Annotated in this window: 17 protein-coding genes; 15 read left to right on the top strand and 2 right to left on the bottom strand. The window is 58.6% G+C overall.

Annotated elements, in window-relative coordinates:
- Positions 1–17 precede the first annotated feature (17 nt).
- A complete protein-coding gene (locus tag CHB83_RS03745; protein WP_089331699.1) occupies positions 18–929 on the top strand; it encodes an NmrA family NAD(P)-binding protein in 912 nt (303 codons plus the stop codon).
- A 138-nt stretch (positions 930–1,067) separates the two neighbouring features.
- Here the strand turns inward: CHB83_RS03745 and CHB83_RS03750 are convergent, their stop codons facing one another.
- Positions 1,068–2,081: a zinc-dependent alcohol dehydrogenase family protein gene (locus tag CHB83_RS03750; protein ID WP_045689820.1), complete on the bottom strand. Its 1,014-nt coding sequence runs from the start codon at positions 2,079–2,081 to the stop codon at positions 1,068–1,070.
- 546 nt (positions 2,082–2,627) lie between these two features.
- On the opposite strand from CHB83_RS03750, the gene CHB83_RS03755 reads away from it, so the two are divergent.
- Together CHB83_RS03755 and CHB83_RS03760 are read left to right on the top strand one after the other, a co-directional pair.
- Positions 2,628–3,053, top strand: coding sequence for a hypothetical protein (locus CHB83_RS03755; RefSeq protein WP_045689819.1), 426 nt, complete (start codon positions 2,628–2,630; stop codon positions 3,051–3,053).
- Between the two features lie 185 nt (positions 3,054–3,238).
- Positions 3,239–4,228: an MBL fold metallo-hydrolase gene (locus CHB83_RS03760; protein WP_179225442.1), complete on the top strand. Its 990-nt coding sequence runs from the start codon at positions 3,239–3,241 to the stop codon at positions 4,226–4,228.
- A 127-nt stretch (positions 4,229–4,355) separates the two neighbouring features.
- Here CHB83_RS03760 and CHB83_RS03765 read toward each other — a convergent pair whose 3' ends face one another.
- Positions 4,356–5,174 carry a DUF4097 family beta strand repeat-containing protein gene (locus tag CHB83_RS03765; protein WP_089331701.1) on the bottom strand — a complete coding sequence of 273 codons (819 nt, stop codon included), beginning with the start codon at positions 5,172–5,174 and terminating at the stop codon, positions 4,356–4,358.
- 113 nt (positions 5,175–5,287) lie between these two features.
- On the opposite strand from CHB83_RS03765, the gene CHB83_RS03770 reads away from it, so the two are divergent.
- From CHB83_RS03770 to CHB83_RS03825, 12 genes are all read left to right on the top strand, one after another.
- Positions 5,288–5,725, top strand: coding sequence for a hypothetical protein (locus CHB83_RS03770; protein ID WP_045689817.1), 438 nt, complete (start codon positions 5,288–5,290; stop codon positions 5,723–5,725).
- 207 nt (positions 5,726–5,932) lie between these two features.
- The gene (locus tag CHB83_RS03775) at positions 5,933–6,667 is read left to right on the top strand and encodes a YebC/PmpR family DNA-binding transcriptional regulator (RefSeq protein WP_045689816.1); all 735 of its coding nucleotides are present in this window, start codon (positions 5,933–5,935) and stop codon (positions 6,665–6,667) included.
- A gap of 97 nt (positions 6,668–6,764) precedes the next feature.
- Positions 6,765–7,109, top strand: a complete 345-nt coding sequence (locus CHB83_RS03780; RefSeq protein WP_089331702.1) for a hypothetical protein — start codon at positions 6,765–6,767, stop codon at positions 7,107–7,109.
- Between the two features lie 110 nt (positions 7,110–7,219).
- On the top strand, positions 7,220–8,311 hold the full coding sequence (gene rluF / locus CHB83_RS03785) for a 23S rRNA pseudouridine(2604) synthase RluF (RefSeq protein WP_089331703.1): 1,092 nt from the start codon (positions 7,220–7,222) through the stop codon (positions 8,309–8,311).
- 344 nt (positions 8,312–8,655) lie between these two features.
- Positions 8,656–9,072, top strand: coding sequence for an inner membrane protein YiaA (yiaA, locus tag CHB83_RS03790; RefSeq protein ID WP_179225443.1), 417 nt, complete (start codon positions 8,656–8,658; stop codon positions 9,070–9,072).
- A gap of 46 nt (positions 9,073–9,118) precedes the next feature.
- On the top strand, positions 9,119–9,664 hold the full coding sequence (locus CHB83_RS03795; protein ID WP_089331704.1) for a sugar O-acetyltransferase: 546 nt from the start codon (positions 9,119–9,121) through the stop codon (positions 9,662–9,664).
- A 3-nt stretch (positions 9,665–9,667) separates the two neighbouring features.
- Positions 9,668–10,369 carry a hypothetical protein gene (locus tag CHB83_RS03800; RefSeq protein WP_089331705.1) on the top strand — a complete coding sequence of 234 codons (702 nt, stop codon included), beginning with the start codon at positions 9,668–9,670 and terminating at the stop codon, positions 10,367–10,369.
- A 155-nt stretch (positions 10,370–10,524) separates the two neighbouring features.
- Positions 10,525–11,532: a biotin synthase BioB gene (gene bioB / locus CHB83_RS03805; RefSeq protein WP_045689812.1), complete on the top strand. Its 1,008-nt coding sequence runs from the start codon at positions 10,525–10,527 to the stop codon at positions 11,530–11,532.
- A gap of 160 nt (positions 11,533–11,692) precedes the next feature.
- The gene (locus CHB83_RS03810) at positions 11,693–12,844 is read left to right on the top strand and encodes an aminotransferase class I/II-fold pyridoxal phosphate-dependent enzyme (RefSeq protein ID WP_089331706.1); all 1,152 of its coding nucleotides are present in this window, start codon (positions 11,693–11,695) and stop codon (positions 12,842–12,844) included.
- 172 nt (positions 12,845–13,016) lie between these two features.
- Complete coding sequence (gene bioD, locus CHB83_RS03815) at positions 13,017–13,637, top strand: dethiobiotin synthase (protein ID WP_089331707.1); 621 nt, start codon at positions 13,017–13,019, stop codon at positions 13,635–13,637.
- A gap of 235 nt (positions 13,638–13,872) precedes the next feature.
- Complete coding sequence (gene bioA / locus CHB83_RS03820; protein WP_089331708.1) at positions 13,873–15,210, top strand: adenosylmethionine--8-amino-7-oxononanoate transaminase; 1,338 nt, start codon at positions 13,873–13,875, stop codon at positions 15,208–15,210.
- The gene (locus tag CHB83_RS03825; RefSeq protein WP_089331709.1) at positions 15,203–16,405 is read left to right on the top strand and encodes a beta-ketoacyl synthase N-terminal-like domain-containing protein; all 1,203 of its coding nucleotides are present in this window, start codon (positions 15,203–15,205) and stop codon (positions 16,403–16,405) included. The genes bioA and CHB83_RS03825 overlap by 8 nt, the downstream gene beginning before the upstream one ends.
- The last annotated feature ends 10 nt before the right edge of the window (positions 16,406–16,415 follow it).

Below are 16,415 nucleotides of genomic sequence, written 5' to 3' on the forward strand. Positions count from 1 at the left end.
CTTCACTGTCTTTGCATATGCCTGATCAATCTTCTTCTGCTGCGCCCGCTACCGTTGTGCTGGCCGGCGCCACCGGGGCCCTTGGCCTGCTCATTGCCCACCACCTACGCCAGCGGGGTGCCACCGTACGGGCGCTCATCCGCCCCGCATCCATCCATAAGGCCGAAGCTGAATCCTTACGCGTGCAAGGTGTGGAAGTAGTAGCCGTAGACTACAACAGCCTCCCTGACCTAACCCAAGCCTGCGCCGAAGCCGCTTGCGTTGTATCGGCCCTATCGGGGCTGCGCGATACTATTGTGGATACGCAAACGCGGCTGCTTGATGCAGCCGTAGCAGCCGGCGTACCGCGCTTCATTCCTTCCGATTATTCTGCCGACTTCACGAAGCTGCCCGAGGGCTCCAACCGCAATTTCGACCTGCGCCGAGAGTTTCAGCAGCGGCTCGATCAGGCCCCTATTCAGGCCACCTCCATTCTCAACGGCATGTTCATGGATCTGCTGAAAGGCCAAGCCCCGGTTATCCTGCCAGGCCCGCACCGGGTAGTGTATTGGGGCGACGCCGATCAGCCCCTGGATTTTACAACGATGGTGGATACGGCCAACTTCACGGCCGCCGCGGCCCTCGATCCTACCACGCCCCGCTACCTGCGCGTAGCTGGTGAGGTAGCCAGTATTCGTGAACTGCAAGCAATTGCCAGCGCCGCTCTGGGGCATCCTTTCATGCTCTTTCGGGCGGGCAGCTTGGGCACCCTTGCGACCATGATAAAGGTGACGCGCACCCTAATGCCCGCCCCCAACGAGATATTTCCGCCTTGGCAGGGCATGCAGTACTTGCACAACATGCTTAGCGGCGTGGCGAAGTTAGACCGCCTAGACAACGCTCGCTACCCCGATATTCGGTACACAAAGGTGGGCGAGATACTGGGCTAGCCCGCACGCTTTCACGCCACGAAAAGCTGTAAACTGCTGCTAGGCTATAGCAGCTCGCTAACCCTGGCTGTACCATTACAAAAGAGCCGGACCGTAGCTACGGTCCGGCTCTTTTGTGGTACTAGCTCGCGTAGCGTGCTATCCTACTTGCACGACAATCTTACCGAAGTGCGAACCGCTGCCCATGAAGGCCAGGGCTTCCTTTGCTTGGTCGAAGCCGAATGTTTTGCTGATAATGGGCTTCAGGTTGTTGCGGTCAAAGGCCGTGAACAGGTCAGATAGCATTTGGGTGCTTCCCACGTAAATGCCTTGCAACCGCTGGGTGTTAATTGGCAGCATGCCTAGGTTGGGAGCTTCATCGTTGGGGCCACCTACTGCCCCAATCTGGAAGATGGTGCCGCCGGGCTGTAAGGCTTTGATGGAGCGCGCCAATTGGCCGGCCACCTCCACTACGTAGGTTGCCCCGCGCCCCTGGGTTAGGGTACGAACTTCCTCTTCCCAATTGGGAGTAGTTTTGTAGTTGATGAGCTGATCGGCTCCCAAGGCCTGAGCCTGGGCTAACTTTTCATCAGAGCTCGACGTGATGATGGTTTGCGCGCCCATCAGTTTGGCTAGCTGCAAGCCAAAGATGGAAACGCCGCCAGTGCCTTGCAGCAGCACCGTATCGGTGGGGCGCAGTTGGGCCGCCACTATCAAGGAATGCCAGGCCGTAACGCCCGCACATGGGAAAGCGGCAGCTTCTTCAAAGGAAAAAGAGTCGGGCACTTTTACCACGGCGGCTTCCGGGAAGCTCACGTATTCTGCCAGTACCCCATCGGTGCTGCCACCCAAGGAGCGAGCCGTCTTATCAGTCGAGAAAGCCCCATCGTGCCAGTCGGGAAAGAAGTTGACGGCTACCCTGTCGCCGGGCTGAAACTTGGTAACGCTAGTGCCCACTTCCGTCACCACTCCGGCGGCGTCGCTGAAGGGAATAAAGGGCAGCTTCTCGCCCGGATAGCCAAACCAGCCGTTGGCAAGAGCCCAGTCGCGGAAGTTGAGAGAAACAGCCTTCACCTGAATTTTTACCTCGTGGTCGTACACGATGGGCTCATCGTAGTCACCGAGTTTGAAGTTTTCCAGGCTTTTGGGGGCGTGCAGCTTATATGCTTTCATAATGCAGTACAAAAAGTGCGTAAGGCCCCAACAACCTACACCCACAGCCGATTGTTCTGGCGCCCCTCCCTTGCCGCAATTGCCTTCATGGGTTCTAGGCCCTCAGAAAGCGAAGTATTTTCGACCCGCACTACTGAAAGCAAGGGCCATGCTCCCACCCAAGCACTAGGTTCGCAAGTTACTGATGGTGTGCTCACTATCTAACTTACAAAAGCTACTTATAGGAGGATGGCTTACGGGAGGTCATTATCCTACTACCCCTTACCCATAATAGAAGTAACCAGAATATTCCGGCACTTATATAGGCATACTAGCCAGCCGTGTCCATCAGCAGATTTAGTATTATAAGTCTGACAATCAATTATTTACAATGCATATTAACTCAACTATAAACACATAAGCAAGCTCAACCAGTATAAAATTAACAAGATTTTTTTATCAGAATTTGGGTTACTTCTTTCCAATTCCAGGTATACAGGGTGAATCTGACCACAACCTAAGGCAGAAACATACTTATTCTTACTCACCCACTCATCAACCTACACCATGAAAAAGGTTCTGTTTTTAGCTCTGGCTGCGGCCTCTTTATCTTTCACATCTTGCGGCGGCGGTAGCGGCAGCGAAGGCAGCGGTAGCGAAGGCACCAGCACTAGCGGCTCTGGCACCGGCTCGATGGAAGGTACCAGCGATGGTAGCATGAACGACGGCAGCATGAGCAGCGACACGAGCATGAGCGGCAGCGGTGCTGGCAGCATGAACGGTGCTGGCACTACTTCCGGCTCGGACGCTACTGGCACCACGGCTGGCACTACCACTACTGGCTCTACTACTACCGGCACTACCGATGGCAGCACGACTACCGGCAGCACGGCTGGCGGCACGAACACTACTGGGGGTACCACGGCTGGCGGCACTACCGCTGGTGGCACCACGGCTGGTGGTACCACTGCTGGCAGCACTACGGCTCAGTAATCGAGCCCATTATTGCTTGCTTATACAAAAAGCCCCTCCGCATGGAGGGGCTTTTTACGTGTAGGCCCACCGTCGTTAGCTCCTGGAATCCTCGTTTCTTCCATGAACTTCCGCGCTACGGTTGACCAAGTTCTAGTTGCGTGCGTATGCCGGGTAATAGTATGTACTCCCAATTACTAAACCGGATGAAAAAAGTAGCCTTTGGCGTCACGCAGCTGCAGATTCAACGCTTCGTAAACGTATATTTTGTAGAAACTGGAACGGCCGGCGGATGGGTGCTGGTAGATACTGGCCTCCCCGGCTCGGAGAAGGATATCATTGCCGCTGCCGACGAGATATTCTACCCTGGCACCCACCCCGAAGCCATTATTCTCACGCACGGCCACATGGACCACGCGGGCTCGGCACAGGCTTTAGCCGAGCACTGGAAAGTGCCAATTCTGGCTCACCCGCTGGAGTTACCCTTCCTGACGGCCAAAGCCGTGTACCCCCCCGCCGACCCAACGGTAGAAAACGGCGGCTCGCTGGCCTTTGTGGCCCGATTCTTCCCGCCCCAGTCGTTTCAGCTGAGCGACTACGTCCAGGCCCTGCCCACGGCTGACACTGAAGTTCCGTTCCTACCCGACTGGCGCTGGCTGCACGTACCGGGCCACGCGCCAGGTCAGGTGGCTTTGTTCCGCGAGCAAGACCGTACCCTACTCGGGGCCGATGCTTTTGCCACGTCCAACCACGAATCGGTACCTTCCCTGCTGTTGCAACTCCCCAAAATCAGCGTAGCGGGGGCTCCGTTCAACTATAACTGGCAGCAAGTGCGCGAGTCGGTGCAACAGTTGGCAGCCCTGCGCCCGGAGGCCATTGGCTGCGGACACGGCCCGGTTATTACAGGTGCCGAAGCCGCTACCGGCCTGCAAGAACTTGCGGACAACTTCCCTATGCCTACCAAAGGACGCTACGTGCAAGACCCTGCCCGCACCGACGAAAACGGTGTGGCGTACCTGCCCACCGCCGCTCCCGATCCGCTCCGGACCAAGCTCACCATTGCGGCCGTGAGCTTTGGCGCTTTGGTAGGAGTAGCACTGCTCATCAAAAAGCAGAAAGCCCACAAGCAAAACGACTACCCCAAGAAGCACCCCGATGAGCCCCGTAATCCTCGCACGGGAAAGTCGCCGGAATAAGCACCACGCTACCGCTCAAGCATAGCCGAACGACGCAGGCCCTACCAGTACCAACCGACCAAGAGCAATTTACGGCGGTGGTATTGGTAGGGGCTGCGTTGCTCGGTTTTAGCTGCTACTGGAAATGCTATTGCCCCGCCCCTTCTTGCGTGACACTAATACCGCCCGATACGGTGGCCACCCGCAACTGCGGGCCGCCCGCGCCCAGGGTGGCCGTAAGATTGTGGGCCAGCAAGCTCTTGCGCGCTCCGGCGGCCAAAGCCGCCGTGACGCGGCCGTGCACGGTGCGCGCCATGATGGTAGCAGCGTAGGTGGCCGGAATCTGCCACGTAATTCCTCCATTCACGGTGCTCACATCGAGGCCGCCGCGCGTCCAGGTAGTGCCGGTAAGGCCCAGGGTAATGCCGCCGTTGGTAGTTTTGCCGCGCACATCGCCCGCTAGGCCCTGCAGCGTGATGCTGCCGTTGGTGGTTTCAAACCGGATGGCCCCCTCCACGTTCTCAATGCGGATGTGTCCGTTTGTGGCTTTCAGCGTGAGGCTGGTTTGGGCAGGTACCAGCACTTCGTAGCCTACTTCCCAGTTATCTAGCGAATTATTGGCCCGCGCAGCTCGAATGGTGTTGCCTGTCGTGCTGATTTTCACGGCATTGGCAAGCGCTCGGGCTGCTTCCATAGTGGCCGCGCGCCCTTCAACTCGGGCACGAACCCGCACGGTTGCCCCTTCCCACCCCCGCACCGTGATGCTACCATTGGCTACGGCGTCTATTGTGAGCGGTGTGCCGGCCGGGGGAGCAGTTAGCTGCATCTCCCGCAGTTCGCACTGCTGCTGTTGTAGGGCGTGGTCGGGCTTGCGGCCTTCGCAGCTCAGCGTGAAGGCTGGAACGCTAGATTGGGCTAGCGCCGGGGCGGCGGCAGCCAGTGACAAAGCAAGTAGGAGTTTTTTCATGCAGGAAAAGGGCAGAAATACGGGCGCAAGCGCACCAGATAGACAAAGCCGGCACACGCACCAAGCAAGGAAGTAAAAGTGCAGCAAAACTTCGTGGGAGCTTACCTTGCAGCATGGTATTTCGCATTCTCGTTTTCGGCTTGCTGCTGAGCGTGCCTCCGGCGGCAATGGCACAGCGCAAAAGCACCGCTGTGCCCAAGCTGGCACCTTCTTTCTTCACAACCTACTCCTACCTTTCCTACACCATCCTGGACAAGGGCACTAGTCCTACCCCCATGCCGGCCCGGGGTGTGGGTGGCACCCTGGCCCTGCGCCCCGATGGCTCTTACCAGAAACGACTGACGCTAGCCGGCAATGGCACCACGCTCCGCTTCGACCAGGATGGGCGCTACACCTTTGCCGGCGACAAAATATCGTTTTCGTACGCTGACAAAAACGGCCAGCCCCGCACCGATCAAGGCACTTTCCGGCTGCGCAACGGGGTGCTCACCATCGAAATACAGGGCTATCCAGCCGGCAACCAAAGCACCTACACCCTCCGCCAACAGTAGCGCCGGTAGCGGTAGCCGGCTTGGGCACGGCTCAGGTAGGTATTTCCTCAGCTGGGAAGTAGGCAGCTTGCTGGGCGCGTGGTTTGGCCCTGGCAGGAGGCGTTTGCGTTGCGCCCGGCCGGGCTTTCTGCTAACTTGCGGCCCTTTCGGCCCCACCCGCGCCGATACTGAACCTCACTAACTCACCATTTCACAAACTTACTATAGATGGGACGCGCGTTTGAATTCCGCAAAGGCCGCAAAATGAAGCGCTGGGACCGGATGTCCAAGGACTTTACCCGCATCGGGAAGGAAATTGTGATGGCCGTGAAAGAATCCGGCCCTAACCCCGATACCAACTCCCGCCTGCGTACCGCCATCCAGAACGCCAAGGGTGTAAACATGCCGAAAGACCGCGTAGATGCGGCCATTAAGCGCGCTAGCTCCCGCGAGGAAAAAGACTACCAGGAAGTGGTGTATGAGGGCTACGCCCCCCACGGTGTGGCCATTGTAGTAGAAACGGCTACCGACAACCCTACCCGCACCGTGGCCAACGTGCGCATGTACTTCAACCGTGGCAATGGCGCCCTGGGTACGGCGGGCTCCTCCGATTTCACGTTCACTCGCAAAGGTGTATTTAAGCTGGCTGCCGAAGGCCTCGACCTGGAGGAACTGGAGCTAGAACTAATTGATGCTGGCGCCGAAGATGTGTACGCCGACCAGGACGAGGACGAGCACGGCAACGTGAAGGATCTGATTGTAGTAGAAACAGCCTTTGCCGACTTCGGCCAGATGCAGAAGGCGCTGGACGAGAAAGGCCTGGCCGTGTTGTCGTCGCAGTTGCAGCGCGTACCCAATGCTACCGTGCATTTGGAAGGCGACCAGCTGGAAGAAGTGATGAACCTCATTGAGAAGTTTGAGGACGACGACGACGTGCAAGCGGTGTATCACACGCTTGGCTAACACGTGCTAGCGCACCGCGCCGTACGTGCTGTTTTCTTGTAAGCCCGCGGGCCGCTCCGGTTGGGGCGGCTCGCTGTGCTTTTACCCTGCTGCCACCATGCCCATTCCGTACAAAACGCTTTTCCTGCTGGAAGCTGCTACCGACCTAGTCTTCGAAATCAAACGCCTGGATGTGCAAAGCACCAACCCGGGTGAAGTTTACTTCTGGTTTCGCTTCGATAAAGCTACGCAACAGCTTCAGTCCCTAACCTTCGTAGCCATGGATTCGCGCAGCGACGAGCAGTACCGCACCTTCGTCCAAGGCGCCTTGCAGTTTGGCCCCAGTGCTGGCACTTACACCCCTCAGCTCTTGGGTACCCCTATTCATCTGCACCTTATAGTGCCAGCCATCCTGCCCCCCGCGGCCGAAACGGCACTGTTTGGATACTTCCTCGCCGCTTAATTGGGCTAGTGATTCCGCTGGCAGTGGGCAAGCCGTATCTTTGCGGCCCATTAGCCAGTACTAGACTAGTACAGTGCCTTCGACTTTCTGCTTTTAACCTCTTCTACTTCATGGCTACCCGACTCAATAAATACATCAGTGAAAGTGGCGTGTGCTCCCGCCGGGAAGCTGACCGCTACATCGAGCAGGGCAGCGTGTTTGTGAATGGCAAGCGCGCTACCGTGGGCACCCAGGTAACGGGCAAGGACCGCGTGGTGGTGAATGGCAGCGTAATTGAGCCTCGCGGCGAAGAGGAGGTAGTGTACATTGCCTACAACAAGCCCCCAGGCATCACCACCACCACCACGGTAGGCGTGCGCGACAACATTATTCGGGCTATCAAGCACAGCGTGCGCCTCGTGCCGGTTGGCCAGCTCGATAAGGAGTCGCAGGGTTTGGTGCTGCTCACCAACAACGGCGAGCTGGTAAACAAGATCTTGCGCAGCAGCCACGTGCACGAAAACGAGTACGTGGTAATGCTCAATAAGCCTATCACCGAGCAGTTTCTGGAAGCTATTGCCACTGGTGCAGGCCAGCCCGGGGCCGAAGCCCAGCAAATCAAAATAACCAAGGACACGCCCTACATCTTCCGCATTTCCCTTCTTCACGATACCATCCGCCAGATTCGGCGCTGGTGCGAGCAGCTCGGCTACGAGGTGGTGCAGATGGAGCGTATTCGGGTGATGAACGTGAGCGTGAAAGCCCTGGGGGTGGGCGAGTGGCGTGACCTCCGCCCCGGCGAGCTGAAAGTATTGCAAGAAACGCTGGACCAAGCTGGCCCGGCTCCATCAGGTGCAGCCCGCCGCAAACGAACCAGCACGGCGGCCTTCTGGGGTGAGCGGCCTGCTCGGGGTGCATCTGCCAAAACTGGCCCGGCCCCTACCGGCGCCGACGCGCCCAAGCCCAGCCCCCGCTCCAAGCCTACCGACGAATGGCTGGAAATGCCCACCGAGCAGAAACCCAAACGGACTGCTCGCCCAGGCGGCGGACGCCCCGCGGGGTCTGCCGCAGCTCGACCGGAGGGCAAAAGCACTGGCCGCCCCACCCGTACCGCTGGCCCACGCAGCGCGGGCGGGCCAGCCAAAGGACCAGCCGCCCCACCCAAAGGGAAACCCAGCAACCGAGGCACTCGCGGTGCCAGCCGACCAGGTAAACGCTCTTAGCCGTATACGGGCCGCCTCCACCGAGGCGGCCCGTTGCTTTTAGGCCCTGCCAATAAGAATCCTACCTTTCTAAAAAGTCTGAACCTACTAACAAACGGGCTATTATTTGCCGGCACCGTTTGAGGATCACTCAACCAAAAAAGGCCTTCTGCACATGGTAAAGGGCAATACTGCTACCTGAGGATGACAGTACAAGCAGTCTCCTGGTGAGTCAGCGACGATGTATGAAAAGTCTGATAATGGCAAAAACTTGGATACAGAGTAGGCTAGATAGCCTGCTATGTTTGAGATGTTGGTAGCGGGCTGCTACTGCACAATGCATCACTCACTTTTTGCCTAGACTTATGCTGTCCACCAAACCATCTAACGCGTTTATAGCTGCCTCTTGGGTAGCCTTATTGGCTGGCTTGGCTGCCTTCATTATTGGCCTATGGAATGCCCATATGCAACTCAATGAAAAAGGCTACTACTTCGCCGTGCTCATGTACGGTCTGTTTGCGGCCATTTCCTTGCAGAAATCAGTGCGCGACCAACTAGAGGGCATTCCGGTAACCAGTATTTACTACGGTCTTAGCTGGTTTTCTACCCTCTTGGCCATTGCCCTGCTGGTAGTGGGCCTGTGGAACGCAACCCTCCTGCTTAGCGAGAAAGGTTTTTATGCTATGGTCTTTGCACTGAGTTTATTCGCGGCCATTGCCGTGCAGAAAAATACCCGCGACGCCCACGGCCGCACCCCAGAATCGGCCGCTGAACCCAGCTGAATATATTAAGTTAGCGGCGCCGGTCTCTAGTGACCTGGAATGAAGAATGACACAAACTGCGAAAGAAAAGATGTTGGCGGGCGAGCTGTACTTGGCCAACGACCCCGAACTAGTAGCCGAGCGTATTGAGGCCAAAGCCCGCTGCCACCGTTACAATCAGGAGCCCGTACACCTCAACCGGGAGATACTGGCTGAACTGCTCGGCTACGAAACCGACGCCCACTTAGAAACCCCGCTCCGCTGCGACTACGGCTATAATGTGCGGCTCGGGCGCAACGTCTTTGCCAATTACAACCTGACTATTCTGGACTGCGCCCCCGTCACCATCGGCGACAACGTGTTCATTGCCCCCAATGTACTGCTGACCACGGCGGGGCATCCGGTAGAGGTCGGGCCCCGGGTAGAAGGCTGGGAATTTGCCAAGCCCATCACCATTGGTGACAACGTGTGGTTGGGTGCGGGGGTGCTAGTGATGCCCGGCGTAACCATTGGGGCCGGTACTACCATTGGGGCCGGTAGCGTAGTCACCCGCGATATTCCGGCTGGCGTGGTGGCCGTGGGCAACCCATGTCGGGTACTGCGCAGCATTTAGGTAATGCATGCAGCCCTTGAGCAAGTCTATCGGCGCTTTGCTCGCTACCGCCTGCGTCAGCCCCTGGAAGCCTGTCCGTGCTGCATTACCCCAGCCGAAAACGCCCTTCTGTGGACGGTGCCACTCCGGCAGCTTTCCGAAGAGCAGTTGCGACGCTACGCCTTCAAAGCTATAACTACGTGGGGTAGCGCCGAGGATTTTCGCTACTTCTTGCCGCGCCTACTACACTTAGCAAGCCAGCCCGCATCGAAGATTGACAAGGAGGTTTTCTTCGGTAAAATCGGGCTGGCGGGCTGGGCAACGTGGCCGCCCCCCAACCAAGAAGCAGTGCGGACTTTTCTGCTAGCCTGGTGGCATCACCACATTCGGAAGGAAGACTTTTTTGAGCAGGAGCTATTAAGCGGCTTGGTGGCGTTGGTGGGCAATCTTGCACCCTTGCTAGCAGCCTGGCAGATTTCTTTTGCTGATCGTAGCTTTTCAAACTTGGTTAGCCTGCTAGAATATTTTGATGATTTTGTGCCTGCCCTACGCCGCAGCCTCCCGCAGGCAGACCTGGTTGCGGCGAGTAGTAAGCAGCTGAACCAGTGGCTTGTGGCGCAGCTCCCCATTTTGGAGCAAGGCTTTTTCCAATATATTTCTACCGATTCCGACTTTGCTGCGCGCATCAGTAGAGCCCACACCGTAGCTAGTCTTCTGCCAGCATAAGCATGAGAGAGGGTCTCATAATGCCAAGGCGTTTCATCTGTCAGAATCTAGTTCTCGTGTATCTTGCGGCCTGCGGCGTAGCTGTAGCTACCGGCAGGCTGCCCTTTTTGGTCACCTCTTCTACCTAAAACCAGAAACTACTTCCTCCCCACCCCATGATCCGTACCGACTGGACTCTCGACGAAGTAAAAGCTATTTATAACCAGCCCGTATTGGAACTGGTAACGCAGGCGGCCGCTATTCACGCCGAAACCCAGGCCACCGGCGAAGTACAGGTATGTACGCTGCTGAGCGTGAAAACCGGGGGCTGCCCCGAAGACTGTGCCTACTGCCCTCAGGCTGCCCGCTATCACACCGGCGTGCAAGCCCACAAGCTGCTGCCCGACGCCGAAGTACTGGCCGCAGCCCAGCGCGCCAAAGATGGCGGCAGCACCCGCTTTTGCATGGGCGCCGCCTGGCGTGAAGTGCGCGACAACCGCGACTTTGACCGGGTGCTGAATATGGTAACCGAGGTAAACAACATTGGCCTGGAAGTATGCTGCACCCTGGGCATGCTGAACGAGTACCAGGCCGAGCGCCTGAAAGAGGCCGGCCTCTACGCCTACAACCACAATCTGGATACTAGCGCCGAGCACTACTCTGAAATTATTACAACCCGCACCTACGACGACCGCCTCAACACCTTGGAGCACGTGCGCAAGGCCGGTATTTCGGTTTGCTCGGGTGGAATCATTGGCCTGGGTGAAACCGATGAGGACCGCATTGCCATGCTGCACACGCTGGCTACCCTACCCGCCCACCCCGAGTCGGTGCCGGTAAATGCGCTGGTGCCGGTGGAGGGCACGCCCCTGGCCGCTCAGCCCCGCGTGAGTGTTTGGGAAATGCTGCGCATGATTGCCACGGCCCGTATTCTGATGCCGCGCACCATGGTACGCCTTTCGGCTGGCCGCCAAGAGATGCCCGTAACGGAGCAGGCTCTCTGCTTCCTGGCGGGGGCCAACTCTATCTTCTCCGGCGAGAAGCTGCTGACTACTCCCAACCCCGATTTCGACGCCGATAAGCAGATGTTCGCGCTACTCGGCCTCAAGCCCCGCAAGTCGTTCAAGGACGTGCCCGAAGGCGCTGTAGTGCTCGGCAAAGAAACTGCCCCGGTAGTAGCGTAAGTATCGGCTACGCTCGTAAAGCGCCTGTCATCCTGAGCGGCGCGAAAGACCCCTACAGAAGGCAACTCTTTTACGGAGGGCTTGCCTGCTTGTAGAGGTCTTCGCACTGCCCAGGATGACAGTTCCTTTTTACCCGGCTCCTTTTTCTCCGGTTGATTTTATGCCTACTCCTTCCCCGCTTCACCAGCGCCTAGCAACGCACTTAGCCCAGCGAGAAGCCGAGGGCACGCGCCGACGGCTTACGCTGCCCGCAACGGGCCTCGTTGATTTCAGCTCCAACGACTACCTGGGTCTTAGCCGTCACCCGGCAGTGCAACGAGCTATGCAACAGGCGGTGGAAGCTAGCGCAGGTAGCACCGGCTCACGCTTGCTTACGGGCAACTCCGCTGCCGCTGAGGAGCTAGAAATTCAGCTCGCACGGTTTCATCAGGCGGAAGCGGCACTGCTGTTTAACTCCGGCTACGCGGCCAACATGGGGTTCTTTGCGGCCGTGCCCCGCCGCGGCGACACGATTCTGTACGATGAAGCCTCGCATGCCTCGGTGAAGGATGGTATCCGTAGCAGCTTCGCTACGGCTTGGAGCTTCCGCCACAATGATCTGGCCGACCTAGAACGGAAGCTAGTCCGTGCTACAGGAGCGGTATTCGTGGCCGTGGAGGCCCTGTACTCCATGGATGGCGACATGGCCCCGCTGCCGGAGCTAACCGCGCTGTGCCAGGCGCGGGGGCTGTACTTGGTAGTAGATGAAGCGCACACCAACGGGCTGTACGGGCCGCGGGGCGAAGGCTTGGTAGTAGAATTGGGACTTCAGGAGGAGGTATTTGCCCGCGTGCTGACGTTCGGAAAAGCCCTAGGGAGCCAGGGAGCAGCCGTAGTGGGCCCGGCCATCCTGCGCGACTACCTCCTGAACTTCAGCCGGCCCTTCATCTATACCACGGCTTTGCCCCCACTCACCATAGCTGGCCTCATAGCAGCCTATCAGGTGCTGCCCACCTTTGCGGCCGAACGGCAGCAGCTATTTGCCCTTTCTGACTACCTCAAGGCTACTCTCAATGCGGTGCCAGGCCTCCGGGTACCGGCAGAGAGTCATATCATCCACCCCGTATTTTTCACCGATTCATTTACGCCTGCGCACGTGCGGCAACTGGCCGGCACTGCCCACCAACACGGGTTTGATGTGCGCCCAATTGTGTCACCCACAGTGCCCGTGGGCACCGAGCGGCTGCGGCTCATCGTGCACGCCTACAATACCCAGGCGGAAATTGATGGGCTGGCGGAGGTATTGACCCAGGCCGTCGCAGCTAGAACTTAGGAAGCCTACCACGCCCAGCCGGGGTAGCTCCGCGCATGGTATAGCTACGGTATGCAAGGCTACACCTGCTGGGTTTGGAACCCCGGGCCCACTAAGAAACTGCCGCATTGTGACGGTAACGTATAACCCAGGCGCCAGCTGCCTACGCTAGGTGCTACTTGCTAATTTGCCCTTGGAACGACTTTTCATCACCGGCATCGGCACCGATGTCGGCAAAACCGTGGTTTCGGCCATTCTAACCGAAGCCTTACACGCTGATTATTGGAAGCCCGTGCAGGCGGGCCTTGAGCCAGCCACCGATGCAGGCACCGTGCGCCGTTTAGTTAGCAACCCAGTCAGCCACTTCTGGCCCGAGCGGTACCGGCTGCAACTACCGGCCTCGCCCCACGCTGCGGCCGCTGCCGAGGGTATCACGTTGCGGCCCAGTGATTTTCACCTACCTTCCACCACCAATCACCTACTGGTGGAAGGGGCGGGTGGTCTGCTAGTACCCCTGGCTTCCGGCTTTCTCATAGCCGACTTGATTCAGCACCTGAACCTGGAAGTGGTAGTAGTGTCGCGTAATTACCTGGGCAGTATCAACCACACCTTACTCACGCTGGAAGCCCTGCACGCCCGCGGCTTACGCGTGCGGGGACTGGTGTTCAATGGAGACCCCAATCCGGCCACTGAGGAGTTCATTGCTCAGCACACCGGCGTACCAATAATGCCCCGAATTTCGCCCGAGGCTGAGGTTTCAACTGAAATGGTGAGCCGCTACGCCGCCGAGTTTCGGGAGTGGTTTGGGCAATAAGCTGCCCTACTTATTCTGTTTAGCGCAACTGGCTTGTGGCACTTCTTCTACTTAATAATCATGTAGTTGACTGCGCAAGTCTGTTTTTCTTCAACTACTAGAGCAGGCTGTTCTAGTAGCTTTCGTCCTTGCTACTAGCCGGCGGGCTTCCCACATGCTTGCTGCTTTCTTTGGAAACCCGCGTCGGGCCTGGCGGTTGTAGCTTTGCGGCGCCGGCCACTCCGGCCCCACCCTTATGCCTACGCTTTCCTCTACCTCCCTTGCCAACCGGGACCACGCTGTGCTGTGGCACCCCTACACCCAGATGCAAACCGCGCCCCTGCCTATTCCCATCGTTCGGGGAGAGGGCAGCTGGCTGATAGCTGAAGACGGCACCCGCTACCTTGATGGCATCTCATCCTGGTGGGTAAACCTGCACGGCCACGCCCACCCCCACATTGCCGAGCGCGTGAGCGAGCAACTCCAGACCCTGGAGCACGTGCTGTTTGCCGGTTTCACTCACCCTACCGCCGTGGAGCTAGCCGAGCAGCTGCTGGCCTTACTACCCGAAAACCAAGCCCGCGTATTTTATTCCGATAATGGCTCGACGGCCGTGGAAGTAGCCCTAAAAATGGTGCTGCAATACTTCCACAACCTGGGCCAGCCGGAGCGCCGCACCTTTCTCTGCTTCCGCGACTCCTACCACGGCGACACCTTTGGGGCTATGGCGGTAAGTAGCCGCGGGGCCTTCACCCAGCCGTTCTGGCCTCTCTTGTTTGAAGTAGAGTTTATTGATGTGCCGGTACCTGGCCGGGAAGCCGAGGTATTGGCTCAGCTACACACGGCACTAACGCGGCCCAACGTGGCAGGCTTCATCTTTGAGCCACTGGTACTGGGTACCGCCGGCATGGTAATGTACTCACCGGCGGTACTCACCGAAATGATTCGTAGCTGCCACCAGCACGGCGTGCTTTGCATTTCTGATGAAGTAATGACCGGCTTTGGCCGCACTGGGCCGCTGTTTGCCAGCAGCTTGCTCACCGAGCAACCCGACATCATGTGCTTTTCCAAAGGGCTCACGGGCGGCACCCTAGCCATGGGCCTCACTACCTGCGCGGCGCCCATCTACGAGGCTTTCTTGAGCGACGACAAGATGCGGGCCCTGTTTCACGGCCACTCCTACACCGCTAACCCTGTGGCCTGTGCCGCGGCCCTGGCAAGCCTGGAGCTTACCCGAGCGGAACGCTGCACCCAGCAGCGCCAAGCTATTGAGGATGCCCACGCTGCCTTCCGTCGGGAAATCGAAATGCTGCCGGGCATTCGGCAGGTTCGCCACCGCGGCACCATCCTAGCGGTGGAGTACGACCCCGGCGAGGGCACCAGCTACTTTAGCCGCTTACGCGACGCCTTCTACCAGCTAGCCATCGACAGCCATGTGGTGTTGCGCCCCCTGGGCAATGTGGTGTATCTGCTGCCGCCTTACTGCACTACCGCCGAAGAGCTAACCTTGCTCTACGGCGTACTGCGCCAGATGCGCGAACTGGTCCTCGATTTCCTACCCGCCCCCACCCTGCCCGAATACCTGCATGACTGAGCCTATTGTTGAAGAGCTGGTTGTCATTCGGGGATGGGGCCGAATTTCAGCCCTGGGCGTAGCATCCACTCCATCAGCCACCAGCCCACCCCCTTTTACTACTCACGCGGCCAGCTTACCTGTGGCGGCGCTACCAGCTGCGGCCGAGGCAGCTCTGGCCGACCTCCGCCGCACGGTGCCAGCCTACCGTCAGCTCGACCGCACGGTACTGCTGGGGCTACTGGCAGCCCGCCAAGCCACGGCCGCCGCTGGTTGGCAAGCGAATCCTACGGCACCTACCACTCCCCTAACCGTCAGTATTGGCAGTAGTCGGGGTGCTACAGGACTACTCGAGGAGTTTCACGCGGACTATCTGGCCGAGGGCACAGTACCGGTAGCAGCTTCCCCGCTCACTACCCTAGGCAACGTGGCCAGTTGGGTAGCCTTCGACGCGGGCAGCACCAACGGCGCCGCGCTCAGCCATTCCAGCACTTGCAGCAGTGCCTTTCAGGCCCTAGGCAATGCCATGGCCTGGCTACGAGCGGGCATGGCAACCCGCTTTCTGGCAGGTGGCACCGAGGCACCCCTCACCGATTTCACCCTCGCGCAGATGCGGGCTATTGGCATCTATTCGCCTTACGCGGCAGCAGAGTGGCCCTGCCGGCCGGGTGCCGGCAAGCCTTCCACGTTTGTATTGGGCGAAGGAGCAGCCGTGTTTGCTTTGGAAAGAGTTAGTCGCTCTAGCCTACACGCGGAACCGTTGGCTAAGCCCGTTTTTGTGCTTGAAAGCGTTGGGTTTGGCTTCGAGGCCATTGGCAGTAAAACGGGCCTCTCCCCCAATGGGCAGCACTTTCAGCAAGCCATTCGCCAAGCCCTGGCGCAGGCCCAGGTAACGCCCGCCGAGGTAGATGCGGTAGTTCTGCATAGCCCCGGCACTCCAGCCGGCGACGCCGCCGAACGGGCCGCCTTACACGCCCTTTTCAGCCCCGCACTACCTGTGTTACTGTCCAACAAGTGGCTGGTTGGGCATACACTGGGCGCATCGGCAGCCCTCAGTCTCGACTTTGCCCTGCACGTGCTAGCAACCCAGCAGTGGCCCGCCGCACCCTTCACTACCGATTTGGCGGCTCGGACAGAGAAACCTATTCGGCGCATCCTTATCAATGCGGCAGGTTTTGGGGGCAATGCTGCCAGCGCTCTAGTTACTATGCTTTGAGACGAGCCCG

This window comes from Hymenobacter mucosus (genome assembly GCF_900188255.1).
In the GTDB taxonomy this organism is placed as follows: Bacteria; Bacteroidota; Bacteroidia; order Cytophagales; family Hymenobacteraceae; genus Hymenobacter; species Hymenobacter mucosus.

Bases quoted from the DNA above. Each gene is read 5' to 3' on its own strand.
- CHB83_RS03745 (WP_089331699.1), top strand. From the start codon at position 18: ATGCCTGATCAATCTTCTTCTGCTGCGCCCGCTACCGTTGTGCTGGCC.
- CHB83_RS03750 (WP_045689820.1), bottom strand. From the start codon at position 2,081: ATGAAAGCATATAAGCTGCACGCCCCCAAAAGCCTGGAAAACTTCAAA.
- CHB83_RS03755 (WP_045689819.1), top strand. From the start codon at position 2,628: ATGAAAAAGGTTCTGTTTTTAGCTCTGGCTGCGGCCTCTTTATCTTTC.
- CHB83_RS03760 (WP_179225442.1), top strand. From the start codon at position 3,239: ATGAAAAAAGTAGCCTTTGGCGTCACGCAGCTGCAGATTCAACGCTTC.
- CHB83_RS03765 (WP_089331701.1), bottom strand. From the start codon at position 5,174: ATGAAAAAACTCCTACTTGCTTTGTCACTGGCTGCCGCCGCCCCGGCG.
- CHB83_RS03770 (WP_045689817.1), top strand. From the start codon at position 5,288: ATGGTATTTCGCATTCTCGTTTTCGGCTTGCTGCTGAGCGTGCCTCCG.
- CHB83_RS03775 (WP_045689816.1), top strand. From the start codon at position 5,933: ATGGGACGCGCGTTTGAATTCCGCAAAGGCCGCAAAATGAAGCGCTGG.
- CHB83_RS03780 (WP_089331702.1), top strand. From the start codon at position 6,765: ATGCCCATTCCGTACAAAACGCTTTTCCTGCTGGAAGCTGCTACCGAC.
- rluF (WP_089331703.1), top strand. From the start codon at position 7,220: ATGGCTACCCGACTCAATAAATACATCAGTGAAAGTGGCGTGTGCTCC.
- yiaA (WP_179225443.1), top strand. From the start codon at position 8,656: ATGCTGTCCACCAAACCATCTAACGCGTTTATAGCTGCCTCTTGGGTA.
- CHB83_RS03795 (WP_089331704.1), top strand. From the start codon at position 9,119: ATGACACAAACTGCGAAAGAAAAGATGTTGGCGGGCGAGCTGTACTTG.
- CHB83_RS03800 (WP_089331705.1), top strand. From the start codon at position 9,668: ATGCATGCAGCCCTTGAGCAAGTCTATCGGCGCTTTGCTCGCTACCGC.
- bioB (WP_045689812.1), top strand. From the start codon at position 10,525: ATGATCCGTACCGACTGGACTCTCGACGAAGTAAAAGCTATTTATAAC.
- CHB83_RS03810 (WP_089331706.1), top strand. From the start codon at position 11,693: ATGCCTACTCCTTCCCCGCTTCACCAGCGCCTAGCAACGCACTTAGCC.
- bioA (WP_089331708.1), top strand. From the start codon at position 13,873: ATGCCTACGCTTTCCTCTACCTCCCTTGCCAACCGGGACCACGCTGTG.
- CHB83_RS03825 (WP_089331709.1), top strand. From the start codon at position 15,203: ATGACTGAGCCTATTGTTGAAGAGCTGGTTGTCATTCGGGGATGGGGC.